Source organism: Hydrogenophaga sp. FW305-3-2-15-A-LB1, assembly GCF_058787875.1.
The window spans coordinates 16,213-36,166 of sequence record NZ_JBYTAE010000008.1; the positions used below are offsets into that span (position 1 = coordinate 16,213).

Annotated in this window: 18 protein-coding genes and 1 other RNA gene; 3 read left to right on the forward strand and 16 right to left on the reverse strand. The window is 68.0% G+C overall.

What is annotated here, in order from left to right; genetic code table 11:
* Positions 1-3: 3 nt before the first annotated feature.
* From AC3WPZ_RS03800 to AC3WPZ_RS03840, 9 genes are all read right to left on the reverse strand, one after another.
* Positions 4-1,191, reverse strand: a complete 1,188-nt coding sequence (locus tag AC3WPZ_RS03800) for a dihydrodipicolinate synthase family protein (protein ID WP_444686824.1) — start codon at positions 1,189-1,191, stop codon at positions 4-6.
* Between the two features lie 4 nt (positions 1,192-1,195).
* A complete protein-coding gene (locus AC3WPZ_RS03805) occupies positions 1,196-2,359 on the reverse strand; it encodes a Gfo/Idh/MocA family protein (RefSeq protein WP_444686823.1) in 1,164 nt (387 codons plus the stop codon).
* 43 nt (positions 2,360-2,402) lie between these two features.
* Entirely contained in the window at positions 2,403-3,374 is a 972-nt protein-coding gene (locus AC3WPZ_RS03810; RefSeq protein ID WP_382157008.1) for a tripartite tricarboxylate transporter substrate binding protein, read from the reverse strand.
* A 232-nt stretch (positions 3,375-3,606) separates the two neighbouring features.
* Complete coding sequence (locus AC3WPZ_RS03815) at positions 3,607-4,962, reverse strand: enolase C-terminal domain-like protein (RefSeq protein WP_492433555.1); 1,356 nt, start codon at positions 4,960-4,962, stop codon at positions 3,607-3,609.
* On the reverse strand, positions 4,959-5,789 hold the full coding sequence (locus tag AC3WPZ_RS03820; protein WP_382325640.1) for a sugar phosphate isomerase/epimerase family protein: 831 nt from the start codon (positions 5,787-5,789) through the stop codon (positions 4,959-4,961). The genes AC3WPZ_RS03815 and AC3WPZ_RS03820 overlap by 4 nt, the downstream gene beginning before the upstream one ends.
* Positions 5,786-7,285 (reverse strand): tripartite tricarboxylate transporter permease, encoded by a 1,500-nt coding sequence (locus tag AC3WPZ_RS03825; protein WP_492438282.1) that lies wholly within the window; start codon positions 7,283-7,285, stop codon positions 5,786-5,788. The genes AC3WPZ_RS03820 and AC3WPZ_RS03825 overlap by 4 nt, the downstream gene beginning before the upstream one ends.
* Positions 7,286-7,294: 9 nt before the next feature.
* On the reverse strand, positions 7,295-7,792 hold the full coding sequence (locus tag AC3WPZ_RS03830; protein WP_444686820.1) for a tripartite tricarboxylate transporter TctB family protein: 498 nt from the start codon (positions 7,790-7,792) through the stop codon (positions 7,295-7,297).
* Between the two features lie 20 nt (positions 7,793-7,812).
* The gene (locus tag AC3WPZ_RS03835; RefSeq protein ID WP_444686819.1) at positions 7,813-8,820 is read right to left on the reverse strand and encodes a Bug family tripartite tricarboxylate transporter substrate binding protein; all 1,008 of its coding nucleotides are present in this window, start codon (positions 8,818-8,820) and stop codon (positions 7,813-7,815) included.
* 77 nt (positions 8,821-8,897) lie between these two features.
* On the reverse strand, positions 8,898-9,548 hold the full coding sequence (locus tag AC3WPZ_RS03840) for a TetR/AcrR family transcriptional regulator (protein WP_382157020.1): 651 nt from the start codon (positions 9,546-9,548) through the stop codon (positions 8,898-8,900).
* A 35-nt stretch (positions 9,549-9,583) separates the two neighbouring features.
* Here AC3WPZ_RS03840 and AC3WPZ_RS03845 point away from each other — a divergent pair, with 35 nt between their 5' ends.
* From AC3WPZ_RS03845 to AC3WPZ_RS03855, 3 genes are all read left to right on the forward strand, one after another.
* A complete protein-coding gene (locus tag AC3WPZ_RS03845; RefSeq protein ID WP_444686818.1) occupies positions 9,584-11,287 on the forward strand; it encodes a thiamine pyrophosphate-binding protein in 1,704 nt (567 codons plus the stop codon).
* Between the two features lie 86 nt (positions 11,288-11,373).
* Complete coding sequence (locus AC3WPZ_RS03850) at positions 11,374-12,069, forward strand: helix-turn-helix transcriptional regulator (protein WP_444686817.1); 696 nt, start codon at positions 11,374-11,376, stop codon at positions 12,067-12,069.
* 11 nt (positions 12,070-12,080) lie between these two features.
* On the forward strand, positions 12,081-12,734 hold the full coding sequence (locus tag AC3WPZ_RS03855) for a Crp/Fnr family transcriptional regulator (protein WP_291111322.1): 654 nt from the start codon (positions 12,081-12,083) through the stop codon (positions 12,732-12,734).
* Positions 12,735-12,740: 6 nt separating this feature from the next.
* Here the strand turns inward: AC3WPZ_RS03855 and AC3WPZ_RS03860 are convergent, their stop codons facing one another.
* The 7 genes from AC3WPZ_RS03860 to AC3WPZ_RS03890 all read right to left on the reverse strand — a co-directional run bounded on the left by AC3WPZ_RS03860 (position 12,741) and on the right by AC3WPZ_RS03890 (position 19,932).
* Complete coding sequence (locus tag AC3WPZ_RS03860) at positions 12,741-14,675, reverse strand: S8/S53 family peptidase (protein WP_444686816.1); 1,935 nt, start codon at positions 14,673-14,675, stop codon at positions 12,741-12,743.
* Complete coding sequence (locus AC3WPZ_RS03865) at positions 14,672-15,790, reverse strand: phosphatase PAP2 family protein (protein ID WP_492438285.1); 1,119 nt, start codon at positions 15,788-15,790, stop codon at positions 14,672-14,674. Before AC3WPZ_RS03865 ends, AC3WPZ_RS03860 begins: the two co-directional genes overlap by 4 nt.
* Before the next feature lie 22 nt (positions 15,791-15,812).
* A complete protein-coding gene (locus AC3WPZ_RS03870) occupies positions 15,813-17,582 on the reverse strand; it encodes an adenylate/guanylate cyclase domain-containing protein (protein WP_492438287.1) in 1,770 nt (589 codons plus the stop codon).
* 207 nt (positions 17,583-17,789) lie between these two features.
* Entirely contained in the window at positions 17,790-18,233 is a 444-nt protein-coding gene (locus AC3WPZ_RS03875) for an SWIB/MDM2 domain-containing protein (protein ID WP_291111314.1), read from the reverse strand.
* A gap of 244 nt (positions 18,234-18,477) precedes the next feature.
* Positions 18,478-19,293, reverse strand: coding sequence for a sulfite exporter TauE/SafE family protein (locus AC3WPZ_RS03880; protein ID WP_291111312.1), 816 nt, complete (start codon positions 19,291-19,293; stop codon positions 18,478-18,480).
* Between the two features lie 2 nt (positions 19,294-19,295).
* Positions 19,296-19,475: non-coding RNA, 6S RNA (ssrS, locus tag AC3WPZ_RS03885), on the reverse strand.
* Between the two features lie 73 nt (positions 19,476-19,548).
* On the reverse strand, positions 19,549-19,932 hold the full coding sequence (locus AC3WPZ_RS03890) for a cell division protein ZapA (RefSeq protein WP_297401080.1): 384 nt from the start codon (positions 19,930-19,932) through the stop codon (positions 19,549-19,551).
* Between the last annotated feature and the right edge of the window lie 22 nt (positions 19,933-19,954).

Consider the following 19,954-nt stretch of genomic DNA (forward strand, 5'->3'; position numbering starts at 1 on the left):
CGATCAGGCCTCCACGCCATGCAAGGCCAGCAGCGTGCCCATGCGGCGCACGGCCAGCTCGGGCTGCTCCAGCAGGTTGGCCGCATCGGCCAGGCGGAACAGCTCGGCGAAGTGCTGCAGCGAGCGCGTGCTCTGCTGGCCACCGACCATGGTGAAGTGCGACTGGTGGCCGTTGAGCCAGGCCATGAAGACCACGCCGGTCTTGTAGAAGCGCGTGGGCGCGGCGAAGATGTGGCGCGACAGCGGCACCGTGGGGCCGAGGATGTCGTGGAACTTCTGCAGGTTGCCTTGCGCGAGTTCGCCCAGCGCGGCGCTGGCGGCGGGGGCGATGGCGTCGAAGATGCCCAGCAGCGCGTCGCTCTGGCCGTGCGTCTTCTCGGCGCCGAAGCCGTCACCGGCGATGAGCTCGGCGTAGTTGAAGTCGTCGCCGGTGTACATGCGCACGCCCGGTGGCAGGCGGCGGCGCATCGCGATTTCCTTGTCCTTGTCGAGCAGGGAGATCTTGATGCCGTCCACCTTGTCCGGGTGCGCGGCGATCACGGCCAGCGCGGTGTCCATGGCCTTGTCGGGGTCGTTGTCGCCCCAGTAGCCCTTGAGCGCGGGGTCGAACATGTCGCCCAGCCAGTGCAGCACCACGGGCTGCTTGGCCTGGCTCAGGATGCGGTCGTACACGCGCTCGTAGTCGGCCGGGCTTTTGGCCACGCGGGCCAGGGCGCGGCTGGCCATCACGATCAGCTTGCCGCCGAGCTTCTCGATGGCGGCCATCTGCTCTTCGTAGCCGGCGATGACTTCATCGACCGTCTTCACGTTCTCCAGCACGAGGTGGTCGGTGCCGCAGCCCGAAGCCACCAGCGCGCCGGGCACGTCCTTGGCGGCGTCGAGCGAGCGGCGGATCAGCTCCAGCGAGGTAGGCCAGTCCAGGCCCATGCCGCGCTGCGCGGTGTCCATGGCCTCGGCCACGCCCAGGCCCAGGGACCAGAGCCGCTGGCGGTAGGCGATGGTCGCGTCCCAGTCCACCGCGCACTGCAGCCAGGGATCGATGGCGGCGAGCGGGTCGGCCACCACGTGGGCCGCGGAGTAGGCGATGCGGTTGAACTTCACGCCCGGCGCGGGCTTCACCGGGGTGGTGCCGCGCAGGGTGTAGGCCTCGACCTTGCAAGAGGCGTTGGGCAGTTTCAGGGACAGTGCCATGGCGTCAGACCTTCAGCGCGGGCACGTCGATCCAGCGGCGTTCCTTCCAGCTGTCCAGCGCGGCTTCCACCAGCTGCACGCCCTTGGCGCCTTCGGGCAGCGTCCACGTGTAGGGCTCGTTCTCCACCACGTGGCGGATGAAGTGTTCCCACTGGATCTTGAAGCCGTTGTCGTACACCTGCGTGTCCGGCACGTCCTGCCATTGCTCGGAGAAGTTCATGGTCTGCTTCACATCCGGGTTCCACACCGGGCGCGGCGTGTTCACGCGGCTTTGCGCCTTGCAGCCGGTCAGCGTGGCGACGGCGGAGCCGTGCGTGCCGTCGACGTGGAAGGTCACGAGGTCGTCGCGGTTCACGCGGGTGGCCCAGCTCATGTTGAGCTGCGCGATCACGTTTTCGCCGTTGTGGCCGGTGAGTTCGGCGGTGGCGTAGGCCGCGTCGTCGGCGGTGCACTCGTAGGGTTTGCCGGCTTCGTCCCAGCGCGTGGGGATGTGCGTGGTGCCGATGCACGAGACCGATTTCACTTCACCGAACAGGTTGTCCAGCACGTAGCGCCAGTGGCACATCATGTCCAGGATCATGCCGCCGCCGTCTTCCTTGCGGTAGTTCCAGCTCGGGCGCTGGATGGGCTGCAGGTCGCCTTCGAACACCCAGTAGCCGAACTCCAGGCGCACGCTGAGCATGCGGCCGAAGAAGCCGGCGCGGCGCAGCATGTCGAGCTTGCGCAGCCCGGGCAGGAACAGCTTGTCCTGCACGGCGCCGTGCTTGAGGCCCGAGCTCTGCGCCAGGCGCGCGATCTCCACCGCCTCGTTGAGGTTGGTGGCGATCGGCTTCTCGCAGTACACGTGCTTGCCGGCGCGGATGGCCTTGGCCAGCAGGGTGGGGCGCATCTGCGTGGTACCGGCGTCGAAGAAGATGGTGTCGCTCTTGTTGGCCAGCGCGGCATCGAGGTCGGTGCCCCAGCGCGGGATGTTGTGGGCCTTGGCCAGCGCTTCCATCTTCTCGGCGTTGCGGCCGACCAGGATGGGGTCGGGCATGACCCGGTCGCCGTTGGAGAGCGTCACACCGCCTTGCGCGCGGATCGCGCAGATGGAGCGGATCAGATGCTGGTTCATGCCCATGCGTCCGGTCACACCGTGCATGATGATCCCGAGTTGTTGAACGGCCATTGTCGAATTCCTTCTCTTCGCTTTGAAAACCCCGGGGCCGGGGTCAGTTGGTCACTTGCAGGCCGGCGGCTTTCACCAGCACGGCGTTGCTCTTGATTTCTTCCTTGATGTAGGCATCGAACTGCTCGGGCTTGAGCGTCCAGGCATCGGCGCCCAGCTTGAGGAAACGTTCCTTCACTTCGGGCGTGGCCAGGGCCTTGACGACTTCGTCGTGCAGGCGGTTGACGACGTCGCGCGGCGTCTTGGCCGGGGCCATCATCCCGATCCAGAAGTTGAATTCGGAGCCGGGCACGCCGGCTTCGGCGGTGGTGGGCACATCGGGCAGGGCGCTGGCGCGGCGCGGCGAGCCCACGGCCAGGGCCAGCAGCTGGCCTTCCTTGATCTGGCCGATCACCGGGGCGATGGGCGAGAAGTAGTAGTCCACGCGGCCGGCGAGCACTTCGGTGACGGCCTCGGCGGAGCCCTTGAAGGGGATGTTCACCGCGTCGATCTGCGCGGCCATCTTGAACTTCTCGGCGTTGAGGTGGGTGGCGCTGCCCTGGCCGGCGGAGGCGAAGTTCATCTTGCCGGGGTTGGCCTTGGCGTTGGCCACCAGCTGCGGCAGCGTCTTGAGGTTTCGGCTTGGCGCGATCACCAGCACGTTGGGGGTGGAGGAGATCGGGGTGACGCCAGCGAAATCGTTCACCGTGTCGAAGGACAGCTTGGCGAAGGTGGAGGGGCTCACCGTGTGCGAAGACGAGTGGATCATGATGGTGTAGCCATCGGGCGCGGCCGTGGCCACCGCCGCCTGGCCGATGGTGCCGCTGGCGCCGCCGCGGTTGTCCACCACGATGGGCTGGCCCATGCTCTGGCTCATCTTGTCCGTGATCGCGCGCGCAATGATGTCCGTGGTGCTGCCCGCGGCGAACGGCACGATCACGCGGATGGCCTTGTTCGGGTAGGCCTGCTGCGCGGCGGCGGGCAGGCTGGTGGCGAGAGCGAACGCGGCCAGGGCGGTGGCGTGAATCAGTTTCATGCTTGTCTCCAGTGAAAAAGGGCTGGTTGTTGGTTTAATTCACCAATCAGTGAATAGCGGAAATTATAGAAGCGGTCGCGAAAGATGCGCAAGCGAAGATTGTGGGCATCGCATTCAGGGTTTTCCCTTGGTTCTACGGGCGTCGGCGCGCCCGACCGCGGCTCGGCCCCCCACAGCCACGGCGGTCTGCGGTGAGCCGCAGACCGTTTTCAATTAACCATTCAGTGAAATTTCAGGCGATGGCCTGCAGGCTGCGCCATTGCGGCGTCGCCGCGGTCGCGAAGCCCGGCGCGTGCAGGGCGTGCAGGTCGAGCTGGCCCTGGCGCACCGCCAGGTGGGGGCGGCCCGCCGTGGTTTCGTAGAAGCCGGGGTGGGCGCGGGCGAAGGCCAACGCTTCGTCGGCGGGCGCGGTGCCGAAGCCGTCCACGTAGTGGTGGCCGTTGCGCTCGATGTGGCGCACGCCCAGGCTGGCCGCGAGCAGGGTGTCCTGCTGCACCGCCAGGCCGGCCTGGCAGGTGAGGTCTTCGCCCGAGAGCAGCAGGCGCGGGTCCTGCGCGATGCGGTGCGCGTTGCGCAGCGAGCGGTAGATGCCCTTGCAGGCCTTGCTGGAGATGCCGTGGTAACCCAGCGCCAGGCCCTCGTCGAGCGCGGCCGCGTGGTCGTCGGACTCGTCCAGGATCACCGGCACGCCGATGCCCAGCGAGGCGATCGATTCGCGCAGAGCCACCGCGCGCGCCAGGGGCTGCTCCAGCAGCAGGGTGCGGCGCAGCAGATCGGCCAGCGCGGGCGTGGTGCGCAGCGCCTGCCAGAACTTGCCCAGGCTGGTGGCGTCGGTGAAGGTTTCGTTGCCGTCGAGCGTGACGCGGTAGTCCCCGCCCAGGCGCTGCAGCACCTCGGCGATGCGGGTGAGGCGCTCCACGTCGGCGCCGATCTGGCCGCAGAGCTTGAGTTTGAAGTGGTGCAGGCCGTGGCGCCGGATCGCCGCCTCCAGCGTGGCGGGCAGGCCGTCCTGCGGGTCGGCGCCTTCGTCGCCCTCCACCAGCCGATCGGCCAGGCCCACGGTGTGGCGCAGCACCACGTGCGTGGGGCGCACCAGGTCGAGCCGCGGGCCCCAGGGGTCGCCGAGCACGCCGGCGTGCACGCCATCGACCCACGAGCGGCCGGCCGCGCGCAGCGCCGCGTCGGCCACGGCCTTGTCGAGCAGGGCGGGGCCGAACTGCGCGGCCAGGCGCGGCAGCCGCCGCACCACCGAGGTGGCGATGGCCGCCTCACCCGCCTCGTGCGACAGCGCATGGGGGCTGAGCGCCTCGCGGGTCGCCTGCACGGCCTCGCGCGCGTTGCGCAGCGATTCGCGCAGCTGTTCGAAATTCTGTTCGTGGGTGAGCGTGGGCGATTTGTCGAACCACTTGGGCACCATCAGTTCGGCGCTCGCGCCTTCCACGCGCCGGCCATTCACCTCGGCGAGCACGCGCACGAAGGCCTGCGGGCATTGCGTGACGGTGGCGGCGCCGAAACGGAAGGGCAGGCGCAGCGTGACGTGGCGCTCGTACAGTTGCACCTCGTGCACGCGCAAGGTCACAGCGCTCATGACAGGGTCCTCCAGATCTCACGCACATGCTGTGCCGAGGCCTGGGCGCAACCCAGGCCATCGGGCACGTATTCAAAGGGTTCCACCGCCACCCAGCCGGCGTAGCGCCCGTCTTTGAGCGCCTGCAGCACGGGGCGCTGGTCGGTCTCGCCCTGGCCGGGGCCGCGGCGGTTCCTGTCGTTCAGCTGCACGTGCGCGATGTGGCCGCTGGCGAGAAAGCGGCGCAGCACCTCGTGCACGGGCTCGGTTTCGTTGTGCGAGGCGGCGCTCACGTCGAGCATGGTGCGGATGGCGGGCGAGCCGATGCGGTCGACCATCGCGGCGGCCTGGGCCACGGTGTTGATCACCGGGGTTTCGAAGCGGCCCAGCGGTTCGATGCAATACACCACGCCCGCGTCCGCGGCGTGTGGTGCGAGTTCTGCCATGGCGGCCTCGAAGCGCGCGGCAGCGTCCGCCACGCTCTGGCCGGGGCCGGGCGAGCGCTGTTTGGGCGAGCCGTGCACGAGAGCGCGCGCGCCGCAGGCGGCGGTGAAGTCGATCAGGCGGCGCAGCAGGTCCAGCGTGCGGCGGTGCAAGGCTTTGTCATCGCTCACCAGCGAAAGGCCGGCGGGCTTGACCAGCAGCCAGTGCAGGCTGGAGACGGCCAGGCCGTGGCTGTGCGCGGTGGACCGCACGCGGTGGGCGGCGGTACTGTCGAGCGCCTCGGGTTCGTCGGTCAGCGTGAAGGGCGCGATTTCCAGCGCGTCGTAGCCCATGCGCTCGGCGGCCTCGCACTGGGCCGCCAGCGGCAGGGGCTGCAGCACCTCGTTGCACAGGGCCAGTTTCATGCCGTTGCCTTGGGCCGGGCCCGGCGGCCGTACAGCGTCCACAGCTTCCAGGCGATGGTGGCGAAGATCATGGCGGCGACGGTGCCGGCGATGGGGCGCGTGAAGAAGGGCGAGAGGTCGCCGTCGGACAGGATCAGCGCGCGGCGCAGGTTCTTCTCCATCAGGTCGCCGAGCACGATGCCCAGCACCAGCGGCGCCATGGGGTAGCCGTAGTGGCGCAGGAAGAAGCCGATCAGCCCGAAAGCCAGCATCACGTAGACGTCGAACAGGCGCCCGGCGATGGCGAAACTGCCCACGGTGCACAGCACGAAGACGATGGGCGTTATCAGGTGCTGGGGCACGCGCAGCACCTGCACCAGGGCCTTGGTGAGCACCAGGCCGAAGATCAGGATGCCGATGGTGGCGAACAGCATCATGGTCACCACGTCGTACACGAACTCGGGGTTCTCCACCATGATCAGCGGCCCCGGCTTGACGCCGTGGATGATCATTGCGGCCATCAGCACGGCGGCCGGTGCCGAGCCGGGAATGGCCAGGGTGAGCACGGGGATCACCGCGCCGGGCACGCAGGCGTTGTCGCCGGTCTCGGCGGCCATCAGGCCTTCGATCGAGCCCTTGCCGAACTTCTCCTTTTCCTTGCTCGCGCGCTTGGCGGCGGCGTAGGACGACCAGGCCGCCACGTCCTCGCCCACGCCGGGCACGATGCCCACGCCGGTGCCGATCAGGCCCGAGCGCAGGATGGTGCGCCAGTACTGCAGCACGTCGCGCACCTTGGGGATCACGGTGTCGAAGGGGCTGATCTTCACGGGTGCCTGCCGTTCGCGCATGGCCGTCAGCAACTCGGCGAAGCCGAAGGCGCCGACCAGCGCGGGCACCAGCTGGATGCCGCCGGCGAGGTCGCGCAGGCCCCAGGCGAAGCGCTCGTAGCCGTACTGCGGCTCCTGGCCGACGGTGGCGATGAACAGGCCCGCGATGCCGGCGATCCAGCCCTTGAGCGGGTCGTCGCCGGTGAGCGTGCCGGCGATGATGACGCCGAAGAACGCCAGCCAGAAGAACTCGTAGGCGCCGAACTTCAGCGCCAGGCCGCCGAGCACGGGCGTGAGCGTGGCCAGGAAGAACATGCCGATCAGCGTGCCCATGACCGAGCCAGTGGTGGCGATGCCCATGGCGCGGCCGGCCATGCCCTGGCGCGCGAGCGCGTAGCCATCGAGGCAGGACGCGGCCGAGGCCGGCGTGCCCGGGATGTTGAGCAGGATGGCCGAGCGCGAGCCGCCGTAGATGCAGCCCACGTAAGTGCAGATCAGGATCAGCAGCGCCTGGCTGGGCGGCAGCTTGAGCGTGAGCGTGGTCATCAGCGCCAGCGACATGGTGGCGGTGAGGCCGGGCAGGGCGCCCATGACCACACCGACCAGCGAGGCCAGCAGGGCGTAGGCAATCGTCTCGGGCCCGCTGAAGCGCGCGATCGACTGCCCGAACATGATCAGTCCGTCAAACATGGTGGGTCCCTAAGGCAGACGGACGAGGAAGACCTGCTCGAACACCAGGGTGACGACGGCCGAGGTGAGCAGGCCGGCCAGCAGCGCCACCGTGGCGCGGCGCGTGGGGGTCGTGTCGGTGGGGGTGAACACGGCCACGAAGGCCGCGACGAACAGGGCCGTGACCAGCCAGAACGGTGCGCGCCCGATCAGCAGGCCGGCGTACACCAGCGTGAGCGCCATGGTGATGCCGATGCGCCGGTTGAGCAGCGGTTCGACCGGTGTCGCCGCGTCCGTGGCGGCCTCATGGGCCCGGCGCGTCCAGCCGCGCAGCATCAGCACGAGGCCGAGCAGGGCCACCACGCCGCCGATCATGCCGGGCACGAAGCCGGGCATGGTGTAGAGCTGTGCGCCCATGGACTCGAAGCGCTCCATGCGAATGGAGCCGATCACGATCACCAAACCGAACACCACCCAGCCCGCACCGCCCCAGAGGTCGGAGCGGGCGGTTTTTCCACCCTCGCTCATGTTGTGTTCCGTGTGGGGGATCAGGGCTTGGGTATGCCGACGGTGTCGGGCGACACCTTGGCCTTGCCGGCGGCCTGCTGCGTCCAGGCGTAGGACTGGATGGCCGGGAACACGGCCTTCTGCGCCTCTTCACCCGCCATCGGCGCGAACATGGCGCCGCGCGCCTGCGCGTACTTGCGCAGGGCTTCGCTCTTGACCATCTCGGTGGCCCAGATCTTGTCCAGCGTCTGAGCCACCACCGGCGGCGCGGCCTTAGGCACGAAGATGCCGAAGTAGTTGATCGGGTCCTTGAAGCCCGGGATGAATTGCGACAGCGGCGGGATGGTGCCGAAGGCCTCGATCTCGATCGACTTGTCGCCCACCACCGCCAGCGGGCGGATCTTCTTGGCGCGGATCATGTCGGTCTGCTCGGCCGCGAGCTGCGTGGTCACTTCGGTTTCGCCCGAGGCGGCGGCCACGGCGGCCGGTGCGCCCCCGTCGTAGGTGACGTGCTTGTAGGTGACGCCGGCGGCGCGCGCGATGGCTTCGATGGCCGAGTGGCCGCTGGAGTTCACGCCCGCCGTGGCGACCGAGACCGCACCGGGCTTGGCCTTCATGGCGGCCAGCAGCTCGGTCATGGTCTTGTAGGGCGCATCGGCGTTGACGCCGACCACCGCGATGTGCGCCACGTTGAGGTACAGGTTCCAGTCGGTGGCGGAGGTGTCGAGCATGCCCAGCACCTTGTAGGTGCCCAGGTCCTTGGCGCCGCCGGCCGTCCAGGTGTAGCCGTCGGCCGGCGCGGCCATGGCGTTCTTGGTGCCCACCGAACCCGAGGCGCCGGGCTGGTTCATGACCACGATCTTCTGGCCCAGGTGTTTTTCCAGCTCGGCGGCGGTGACGCGCGTGACCTGGTCGGTGGAGCCACCGGGCGCCCAGGGCACGATCAGGGTGATCGGTCGGTCGGGTTTCCACTGGGCCATGGCGCTGGCCGAGACAACGGCCAGCAGGGAGGTGATCAACAGGTGGCGAAGGGGCAGGGCGGTCTTCATCGTTGTCTCCAGGGGTTTAATTCACCGAGCAGTTAATACTAGAAACCGCCCCCTGCGACGTCAAGCCGCCAGCCGCCTCAGCTCATCAGGACATACCCTAGGATCACGTCGCACATGTGGGAGAGCCGCTCGCTGTGCGCCTTGGGCGTCATGAGGTCGCGCCCGAAGATCGCCGAGAGCGTGTGGTTGTTCGAGAGGTAGAAGTAGGACAGGCCGGCGATCGACACGTAGAGCTGCAGCGGATCGACACCGCCGCGGAAGGTGCCGTCGGCGCGGCCGCGCTCGATGACTTCGGTGAGCGTGGCGATCAGCGGGGAGTTGAGCTGGCGCGCCCGCTCGGACTGCGCGAGGTGCCGCGCGCGGTGCAGGTTGGCGCTGTTGAGCAGCGTGAGGAACTCGGGGTGCTCCAGGTAGTAGTTCCAGGTGAACTCCACCAGCCGGCGCAGCGCGGTCTCGGGCTTGAGGTGCAGCAGGTTGAGCTGGCGTTCCTCTTCGCGGATGTCGCGGTAGGCCTGCTCCAGCACGGCCTGGAACAGGCGCTCCTTGTCCTCGAAGTAGTAGTAGATCAGGCGCTTGTTGAGGCCGGCGCGCTCGGCGATGCGGTCCATGCGCGCACCGCCCAGCCCGTGCTCGGAGAACTCGTCTCGCGCCGCGTTCAGAATGGTATTCTGCGATCGGTCCGCGTCTCTCAGACGCTCTTCCGCGACCGGTGTGGGTGGGATGCTCATGCCCAGATAATTCTCTAATTGGTTAATAAAGTCAAATGACCCGGATTGCTGGCCATCTGCTCGTGGAATGCCTCATTGTCCAGGGTGTGACCCATGCCTTCGGTGTGCCGGGCGAAAGTTATCTCGCGGTGCTCGATGGTTTTCACGCCCACGCCGATCGCATCCGCTTTATCACCAACCGGCAGGAAGGCGGCGCGGCCTTCATGGCCGAGGCCCACGGCAAGCTCAGCGGTCGGCCCGGCGTGTGTTTCGTGACGCGCGGGCCCGGTGCCACCAACGCCTCCATCGGCCTGCACACCGCGTTCCAGGATTCCACGCCCATGGTGCTGTTCGTGGGCGACGTGGCGAGCGAGGCGCGCGACCGCGAGGCCTTTCAAGAGGTGGACTACGCGGCCTTCTTCGGCCCGTCCACCAAGGGCATGGCCAAGCGGGTGGAGCGCATCGACGATCCGCGCCGCATCCCCGAGTACGTGGCGCGCGCCTTCGCCACCGCCATGAACGGCCGTCCCGGCCCGGTGGTGCTGGTGCTGCCCGAGGACATGCTCACGCAGGCGGTGGACGCCGAACCGCTGCCGCGCGTGGAGCCGGTGCAGGCCTGGAGCGACCCGGGCGCGCTGCGTGAGCTGCGCACGCTGCTGCTGGCGAGCGAACGGCCGCTGGTGATCGCCGGCGGCGGCGGCTGGACGCCGCAGTCCGCCGCCGCGCTGCAGCGTTTCGCCGAGAACTGGCAGCTGCCGGTGGCCAACGCCTTCCGCTTCCAGGACACCTTCGACAACCACCACGCGCTGTACGCGGGCGACGTGGGGCTGGGCATCAACCCCGCGCTGGCGCGCCGCGTGCGCGAGAGCGACCTGCTGATCGCCCTGGGTCCGCGCCTGGGCGAGGCCACCACCGGCGGCTACACGCTGGTCGAAGCGCCGGTGCCGGCGCAGAAGCTGGTGCACGTCCACGCCAGCGCCGAGGAGCTGGGCCGGGTGTACCAGCCCACGCTCGCCATCCACGCCACCATGAACGCCGCCGCGCGCAGCCTGGAGGTGCTCACCGCGCCGCCCTGCGTGCCCTGGAGCGCCTGGGCGCAGGCCTGCCATGCCGACTACCTCGCCAACATCGACGTGGCCAACGGCGGCATCACGCTGCCCGGCACCATCGACATGCCGGCGATCATCCACACCCTGCAGCGGCACCTGCCGGCCGAAGCCGTGCTCACCAACGGCGCGGGCAACTTCGCGAGCTGGCTGCACCGCTTCTTCCGCCACCACGGCCTGGCCAAGGGCCACAAGACGCAGCTGGCGCCCACCAATGGCGCCATGGGTTATGGCGTGCCGGCCGGCATCGGCGCGGCGATCGTCAGTGGGCGCACCGCGTTCACCATCGCGGGCGACGGCGACTTCCTCATGAACGGGCAGGAGCTGGCCACCGCCACGCAGCATGGCGCCAAGAGCATCGTGCTGCTGCTCAACAACGGCAGCTTCGGGACCATCCGCATGCATCAGGAGCGCGAGTACCCGGCGCACGTGAGCGGATCCGGCCTGGCCAACCCCGATTTCTGCGCGCTCGCCCGGGCCTATGGCTACGCGGCCGAGCGCATCACCCACACCGCCGAGTTCGAGCCCGCGCTGCAGCGCGCCCTGGCCGCGCCGGTGGGCACGGTGATCGAGGTGCTGCTGGACGTGGATGTGATCACCACGCGCGGCACGCTCGGCGCGATCCGCCAGGCCGCCCAGCGCACGGCCATGTGAATACGTCACAAAGTCCGGGGCAGCTTCACACACCCCGTCGGTAGCGCCCCTGCCTAGACTGGCCCATCCATCAACGGGGGTTGGTCATGTGGCAAGCAACGGACACGGTTTGGAATGGCGGCGCGGATGTCGCCGGCGGCATGGGCCTGCGTTCGGGCCTGGGCGCGCAGCACCTCATGCGGGTGTTCGACGAGATCGACTACGGCATGTTGATCATCGATGCGCAAGGGCACATCCTGCACGCCAACCACCTGGCGCGGCACGAACTGGCCAATGGGCGGGTCATCATGTCGTACGGCAACAGCCTGCTGGGCAGCAGCGCCGAATTCACCTCGCAGATCCAGCTGGCCATGGAGTCCTCGTTCCGCGGTCAGCGCAAGCTGCTCATGCTGGTCTCGGGCGAGAAAGAGCTGTCGCTGGCGTTCACGCCGCTGAGCCACCCGCTGGAGGCCGACGCGCCCTCGGTGCTGGTGCTGCTGTCGCGCCAGAACACCTGCGACAACCTTGCGGTGCGCATGTTCGCCCGCTCGCTCAACCTGAGCCCGAGCGAGGAGTCGGTGCTCATGGGCCTGTGCCGGGGCCTGCAGATCACCGAGATCGCCACGCAGCACGGCGTGGCCGAGTCCACCGTGCGCAGCCAGATCAAGACGTTGCGCGAGAAAGCCGGCGCGCCCAGCATCCGCCGCCTGCTGCATCGGGTCAACAGCCTGCCGCCGGTGGTCCCTGCCTTGCGCATCATCACGCCCATGCCTCACAATGCCACGGAGTTTTCCCACCCGTGACGTGAGCCTGGATGCCTGCCCCTGCCGTTTCCTTCGTAACCCCTCCCAACTCCCCCCACATTGAAGCGCTCGCGACCCTCGGGGTCGCGCGGCGCTATCGGCGTGGCGCGCTGCTGATCCAAGAAGGCGAAACCGGCGACACGCTGTACATCGTCCTGCAGGGGCGGTTGCGGGCCTTTGTGGCCGACAACCAGGGACGCGAGCTCACGCTGGGCATGTACGGCCCGCTGGAGTACGTGGGCGAGATGTCGCTCGACGGCGGGCCACGCTCCGCGAACGTGGAGGCCGCCGAGGCCAGCACCTGCGCGGTGGTGTCGCGCGCCACCTTGCTCGAGTACATCGCGGCCCACCCCGAGTTCGCGCTGGAACTCATGGCCCGCCTGATCCGGCGCGCGCGCCTGGCGACGGACAGCGCGCGCAGCGTGGCGTTGATCGACGTCTACGGCCGCCTGGTGCGCCTGCTCAACGAGCTGGCCAGCAGCAAGCCCGACGGGAACGGCGAGCGCCCCCTGAAGGAGCGCCTGACCCACCAGCAGATGTCGCAGCACCTCGCCTGCTCGCGCGAGATGGTGAGCCGCCTGCTCAAGGACCTGGAGACCGGCGGCTACATCGCGGTGCGCGAGCGCTGGATCGTGCTGCGCAAACCCTTGCCCGCGCGCTGGTAAACCGCCTCAGAGGCCGTTGACCATGTCCCTCGCCTGCAGGGGCGTGGCCGAGCTGGTGCCCGCCAACCGCACCACGCTGCCGCTGCGGCTGCCCGCGCCGAGCACGCCCCAGAGGGCCGGGTTGTCGTCGCAGGGCTTCAGCGTTTCGGGCACCTTCTTCACGCCCGGGCGTTGCGGTCGGCCCGCGTCGGGGTCGGGCTTGCGCGGGGAATACAGCGCGAAATGCCCACCTGCCGAGGACTGCGCGCGCAGACCCCCCACGCTCACCGTGTTCTGGCCGGTCGAGAGACTGTTGAAGGTGCCGCTGCGGCGCACGGGCGTCGGGTTGTCGGCATGGTCCACGAAAGAGCCCAGGTTGCCGCTGGTGTCGTAGAACACGTCTTCCAGGTAGGACTGGCGCGCGCCCGTGTTCTGGCCGATCGCCACGTCATCGCGTTCGATGTAGGCGTCGAACAGGGTCTCCGTCGGGCCGGTGTTGCTCAGCACCACCTTCCAGGTGCCGAAGGGCCCGGTGACCACCGATCGCCGGCGGCTGAACGTGGGCGCCAGCGCCAGCAGGGCGCAGGTGCCGTGGCTGCCCAGGGCCGAGGTGGTGGGGTAGATCAGGCCGCACAGCGGTGCGCCCTGCGCGTCCACCCAGGTGCCACCGTGGCCCATGGCCATGGGCGGCAGGGGCTGGGTGTGGCCCGGTGGCGTCACGCTGATGCGCACGTTCTGCGCGCCCGCGGGCAGCCAGATCTCCAGGTAGCTCTCGGTGCGGTCGTCGGGTTGCACGCGCCAGTGCAGCGCCACCGAACCGCCTGGGGGCAGTGTGGCGTTGGCATGGGTGCGGCTCTGGTAGGCGTTGCCGGCGGGCACGGCGATCTGCAGGCGGCCGCCGAGCAGCGCGACCAGTTGGTCCATCGCCGCTTCCAGCACCGAAGTGCCGTCGTGCGGACCGGCCAGCGTGCCCCAGCTGATGTTGACCACCAGCTGGGCGCTGGGCGCGCAACGCGCGAGGATGTACATGAGCCCGTCGAGCACGCTCACGTTCATCGCGCCGCCCGAGGTGTCGAGCACGTTCGACCAGTCGAGCTGCACCGCGACCAGGTCGCAGCGGCTGGCCTCGTCGTCCATCGGATGCAGCAGGTTGCCTTTGCCGCAGGCCAGGCTCATCACGTGCGTGCCGTGGTTGACCGGGCGGGTCAGGTCCCAGAGCTGCAGGTGGGCGTAGAGCGCGTCCTCGTCCAGCTGGCCGTGGCGCGTGTAGGTGGCCATGGCCGCGTCGATGTCCGCGCCCGAGAGTTCGTGGCCGTAGCCCATGTCATCGGGTGTCGGGCCGGCGCGGGCCGGGTCCAGCGGCACGCAGTGGTGCGGCTGGTTGCCGGGCCAGTTGCCATTCACCGTGTCGTCCTGGCGCCAGAAGTGCTTCACGCGCGTGTGGCCGAGGGCGTCGAGGAACTGGTCGTTGGCGAAAGCCAGGCCGCCGTCGATCAGGCCCAGCACCTTGCCGTCGAGCAGGTCGGGCGCGGAGACCGGTTGGCTCTCGGGCGTGCAGGGGTCGATCAGGGGATGCGTGTGGTGGCCCACCGGCAGGCCGAGTTCGAAGCGCAGGATCAGGCCGCGCAGGTGCGGGTTGCTGCGCAACTGGTCGAAGAAGCGCTTCTTCACCCGCGCGGTGCAGAAGCGCAGCCCGGGCACATTGAGGTACACGCGCGGAATCTGCAGCCAGGCGGTGGAGGAGGCCGCCACCAGCGCCGGCACATCGGCCTCGCTGGTGAGCTCGATCACGATCGGCAACCACTTGGGTGGCCTCTTGCCGCGGCCGAGGTGATAGCCCGCGAACTGGTCGGCTTCCGCCCAGATCAGGTAGGGGTCTTCACCGTCGATGGCGCCCGGCGCGTTCCAGTCGATGCCGGTGAACTCACCGGTGGGCAGCGGTTGCCAAGTGGGGCCGCTCATGCCCACTCCTTGAGCGCTTCCCCCCAAAGCCAGGCCAGCAGTGGCGCGTTGCCCACGGCGGTGGACGTGGCCGAGCGCGTGTAGGCGTTGCCACTGGTGTGGTCCATCGACTGGTTCAGGCTGAAGTCCAGCGGCTCGCCGTTGGGGCCTTCGAACAGGCGGCCGTCAAAACCGCGTTCGTGCACACGCGTGCCGGTGGCGCGCGCCACCAGGAACTCGGCCAGCGCCGTGCCGAGCAGGCGCCCGCCCGCGCTGTCCACGGGGTAGTGCACGCCGGCCACCACGCGGTTGGTCGCGATGCGCGCGGCCAGCCGCTGCATCTGCTCGCGGTTCAGCGTGCCGTTGGGCGGCGAACCTGTACCCGGTACAGCATCCAACAAGGCCTCAAGAAGCGCGGCCACGGCAAAAGCCTCCGTGGCATGGCCGCTGGGCCAGCTGCCATGCCCCGGCGTCTCGATCATGGGCTGGATCTGCGGCGAAAACGCCACCGGCCGGATGCTGGCGAAGATCTGCTTGAAGCGCATCTCGACCAGCACGGCCAGGGAGAACACCAGGTCGATCAGCTGCAGGGTTTTCTTGTGGCGGTGTGCCGTGAGCCCGACCACGGACGACCAGAACAGGATCGGCGGGGTGCGCTGGTCCACGATCTCGATCGCGCGGTCGGCCCGCAGGTCCGCGTACGAGGCCACCAGATCGAGCTGCTTCTTGAACTGCGCCTTGGTGGGTGCGCGCATGCGCACGAGCGGCTTGCGCTGGATGGTGCTCGCCTGGAGGTTGGCGAACTCGAGCGTGGCGTCCTTGGGGCCGCTTCGGGTCTTGAACAGCAAGCCCTCGACGAGCTGGGAGAAGACGGCCTCGTGGCGCGGGCCTTCGGCCCACAGCGCGAGGTTGGGCGGGCTGTCGAACGCCGGCTCGTTGACGTGCAGCACCGCCCCGTTGAAGGGGCCCACGATGGCGGCGCGGCTGAGGATCAGGGCGTCGGCCGACACCATGGCGCCACCGCTGATACCTCCGCTGATGCCGCCGCTGATTCCCCCACTGATACCGCCGCTGATACCGCCGCTGATACCGCCGCTGATACCGCCGCTGATACCGCCGCTGATACCTCCGCTCATATGTATTCCCCTTGTTGGTTGGTTAATGCAATCGAAGACCGAGATGGGTGAGTGCTTTGGCGACACGCTGTCGAAGCGGGCTTTCGCCGCCAGCAGCCAAATACTGCTGCACCGTCAAATGCGGTTGCAGCTGCATCAACAGAGAGAAGGTTTCCTTTGCCTCGTTCTCGAAACCCAATTCATGTTGAGCGATCAGAAGCGTGCGTATGGTCGGTAGGTGGTAACGGTTTTTCTGGAGCGAAGAGCGACAGAGTTCGATGGCTCTTTCCCATTGCTCCAGGGACGCGCAACTCGTCGCCAGCATCATCTCAAAATAGTATTTCTGAGGATCCAGCGGAGACAGGTGCAATGCCTTCTCCGCCTCTGTCATCGAATCCTCGGGCGTGCCCCACATCGTTGACCACACGCTGTTGTACAGCCAGGCCATGGGATCGTTCGGGTTGCTCTGCGTGGCCTCCTGCAGCAGCCGGTACGAGGCGTCCACGTCTTCGCCGAGGTGGCACAGCGCATGGCCCTTGATCGCCATGGCCAGCGAGCTGCTGGGTTCGAGGTCGAGCGCGCGGTCGGCGGTGTCGATGGCGCGCTGGAAGTCGCGCGCCGGCTCACTCGAGAGGCCTTGCACCACCTGCATGATGTGCCACTTGGCCAGCCAGGCCCAGGGCGTGGCCACGCGTTTGTGGCGCTCCACCACGGCCTCGATCAGCTGCAGGCTGCGCTGCAGGTCGCGCGGCGTGGAGCGGTGCATGAGCGTGATGCCGCCGAGCATCAGGGCATTGCTGTCGAGCTGTGGCACGGGCAGCACCAGCGTGCGCTGCACCACGTCGTTGAGCAAGGCCTTGGCGCAGGCGGCGCACAGGGCGTCGAGCAACTGGCTCTGGGCTTCGAGCAGGTCGCGCGTATCGCCGGTGAGCCGGTCGGCCCAGATCACTTCGCCGCGCTTGCGGTCGGAGAGCTCGGCCATGATGACAACCTTGTCGCCGTAGGTCACGTAGCTGCCGCCGAGCACGAAGGCCGCGTCCAGGCGCTGGCCGATCTCGTCCGTGCTGCTCTGGCGGCCACGGAAGGCGGTGGTGGACATGCGGGAGATCACGCGCAGGTTCTGGCTGCGCGCGAGTTGCGCGATCACGCCGTCGGCGATCAGCTCGCCGATCACGAACTGCTCGGCCGCGTGGCTGCGCGTCTCGAAGGGCACGACGGCGATGGAGGGGCGGAAGTCGGTGGCGGCGCCTTCGGGCACGCGCGGGCGCACGGCCGCCGACGTGCTGGAGACCGGGTACAGCTGCCAGGTGCGCACCGGCTCGGGCCAGTGCTTGAGGTAACTCTCCCCGCGGTCTTCGACCTCGGCGTCCACGCCGACCACGATGCCGTCGAACACGCTGGTGGTCACCAGGGTTTCACCGGGCGAGGCGAGGTCGGCCACGCGCGCGGCCAGGTTCACGCCGTGGCCGTACACGTCGTTCTCGTCCACATACAGATTGGTGGCGTTGAGGCCGGCGCGCAGGTGCAGTTGTTGGGCGGGCGGCAGCGTCTGGTTCAGCGGCGCGAAGTATTGGTGCAGGGCGAGGGCTGCCCGCACGCCGTCGGTGGGTTGGTCGAACTCGACCAGCATGCCGTCGCCCAGGCTCTTGACCAGGCGACCCCGGCACGCGGGCAGCACCTGAGAGGTGGCGTGGTGCATGAACCCGCGCCATTGGTTCACCACCGCGGCTTCGTTGGCCGCCATGAGCCGCACCGACTCCACCAGGTCGATCACCAGCACGACCTTGTGCCGTTGCTGTGGCAACGGAGGCATGGTCGTCGATGGTGGGTCCTGGCCTTCTTGAAATTTCGAAGCGGTCACGGGCTGGCGGGCGGTCATGCCTGAGGGATTGTCAAAATTTTGTTGCAGTTTCTCACATGTCGCGCGCGATGCTGAGACGCGAAGGCGCAAAAACAGCAAAGCCGGCTTGCGCCGGCTTTGCTGATCTTCATTGCACCCGTGAAGGTGAAGAAGGAAGGCTTACTTCAGGTGGTCGTTGACCAGCTTGGTCATTTCGAACATGGACGCCTGGGCCTTCTTGAAGATTTCCTTCAGCTTGGCGTCGGCGTTGATCATGCGGCGGTTGACCGAGTCCTGCAGCTTGTTCTTCTTGATGTAGTCCCAGATCTTCTTGGTGACTTCGGTGCGCGGCAGGGGCGAGCTGCCCACGATGGCGGCCAGAGCGGCGCTGGGGGTCAGCGCTTTCATGAACGCGGCGTTGGGGGTGCGCTTCTTGGCCGGAGCGGCCTTCTTCGCAGGAGCTGCCTTCTTGGCCGGAGCGGCCTTCTTCGCAGGGGCTGCCTTCTTGGCCGGAGCGGCCTTCTTCGCAGGGGCTGCCTTCTTGGCCGGAGCGGCCTTCTTCGCAGGAGCGGCCTTCTTGGCCGGTGCCGCCTTTTTAGCGGGCGCTTTTTTCGCAGTTGCCATGATTGAATTTCCTTCTAGAAGTTGACGATTCGCCAGCGGAAAACGCGCTTTCTCACTGGTGTCTCGGATGCTAATGGAGATGCACCCGCAATCCAAGGTGGAGAACGCGCTTTTTTCAAGCTTTGCGCAGGGGAGACGCGGGTTTTTGGCGGGGAAAACAACACTTCCTCGCGAGGAGGCCGCTCAGTGCCTTGGCGGGAGGGCGTTTTTGCACGGCTCCACGGCGGCTGGCTTCGTGTCTCGATCAGGCGGTGATGCCCTTGTAGAGCATGTAGGTGGCGAGCATGTACAGCAGGCCGGCGAACACGCGCTTGAGCGATTTCACCGGCAGCGCATGCGCCGCCTTCACGCCCACCGGCGCCATCAACACGCTGAAGAGCGCGATCACCACCAGCGCGGGCAGGTAGATGTAGCCGAACGAGCCGGCCGGCAGATCCTTCAGGCCCTGGCCCGCGATCACGTAGCCGACGGCGTTGGCCAGCGCGATGGGAAAACCGAGCGCCGCGCTGGTGGCCACGGCGTTGTGGATGCTCACGTTGCACCAGGTCATGAAGGGCACGCTGACAAAACCGCCGCCCGCGCCGACCAGCCCGGAGAGCATGCCGATGACGCCGCCGGCACCCACCAGGCCCGGGGTGCCGGGCAGGGTGCGCGTGGGCTTGGGTTTCTTGTCGAGCAGCATCTGCGTGGCTGAGAAGCCGACGAAGGCCGCGAAGAACAGCGCGAGCCACGAGCCCTTGAGCAAGGCGAAGATGCCCAGGCTGGCAATGGCGGAGCCCAGCACGATGCCGGGGGCGAGGCCCTTGACGATGTCCCAGCGCACGGCGCCGCGTTTGTGGTGCGCGCGCACGCTGGAGATGGACGTGAAGATGATGGTGGCCATGGAGGTGGCGATGGCCATCTTGACCGCGAGATCCGCTTCCACACCGCGCCCCGCGAGGATGAAGGTGATGAAGGGCACCATCAGCATGCCTCCACCGATGCCCAACAAGCCGGCCAGGAAACCGGTGCCTAGGCCGAGCGCGGCCAACTCGAGAATCAGGAGGGGGTCTAAAGGCATGAAAGGTGTCTGCAAGTGCCGCCGGACCGGCATCCTGAACCGGGGTTCAGGTGGGCGAGGGCAGCGGGGCTTCGGGTTCGTCTGACGCGAGACGCTCGCACCAGCCACGCAATGTACCAAGCCCGGGCTCTATGAGCATTGGTTCAAGGAAATATAAAGCCCGACGCGCACTGCAGACGGTTCAAATTGTAGGCGCTGCATGCGGCCCACGAGGACCATCGGTCGATAAATTCTCGCGCAGTGACCAGCGGCGCGTCAGAGCAGGCGCCCGTCCTTGTCGAGCGTCTGGTCCAGGCGGCGCATCAGCTCTTCCACGCGGGCCTGCGTCTGGGGGTCGAGCGGCTCGCTGTCGAAGCCACCACCGGCTTCGGCGAACGCGCTCTGCTCGGGCTGGCCGAACGACGAGGCCTGGAAGCTCTCGGCTTCCTTCTGCGAGAGTTCGAACGCGAGGTTGAGCGAGGCCAGCACCGCGATGCGGTCGCGCGCCTTCACCTTGCCCGCATCGCGGATGCGGCACATGGCGGTGTCCACGCGCTCCACCGCGTCGAGCAGCGAGGCCTCGCCACCCGGTGGGCACGAGAGCAGGTAGCTCTGGCCCATGATCTGCACTTCAATCTGTTTGCTGCCGGGTTTGCTCATTGGAATACCTCCGTGCTTCGCA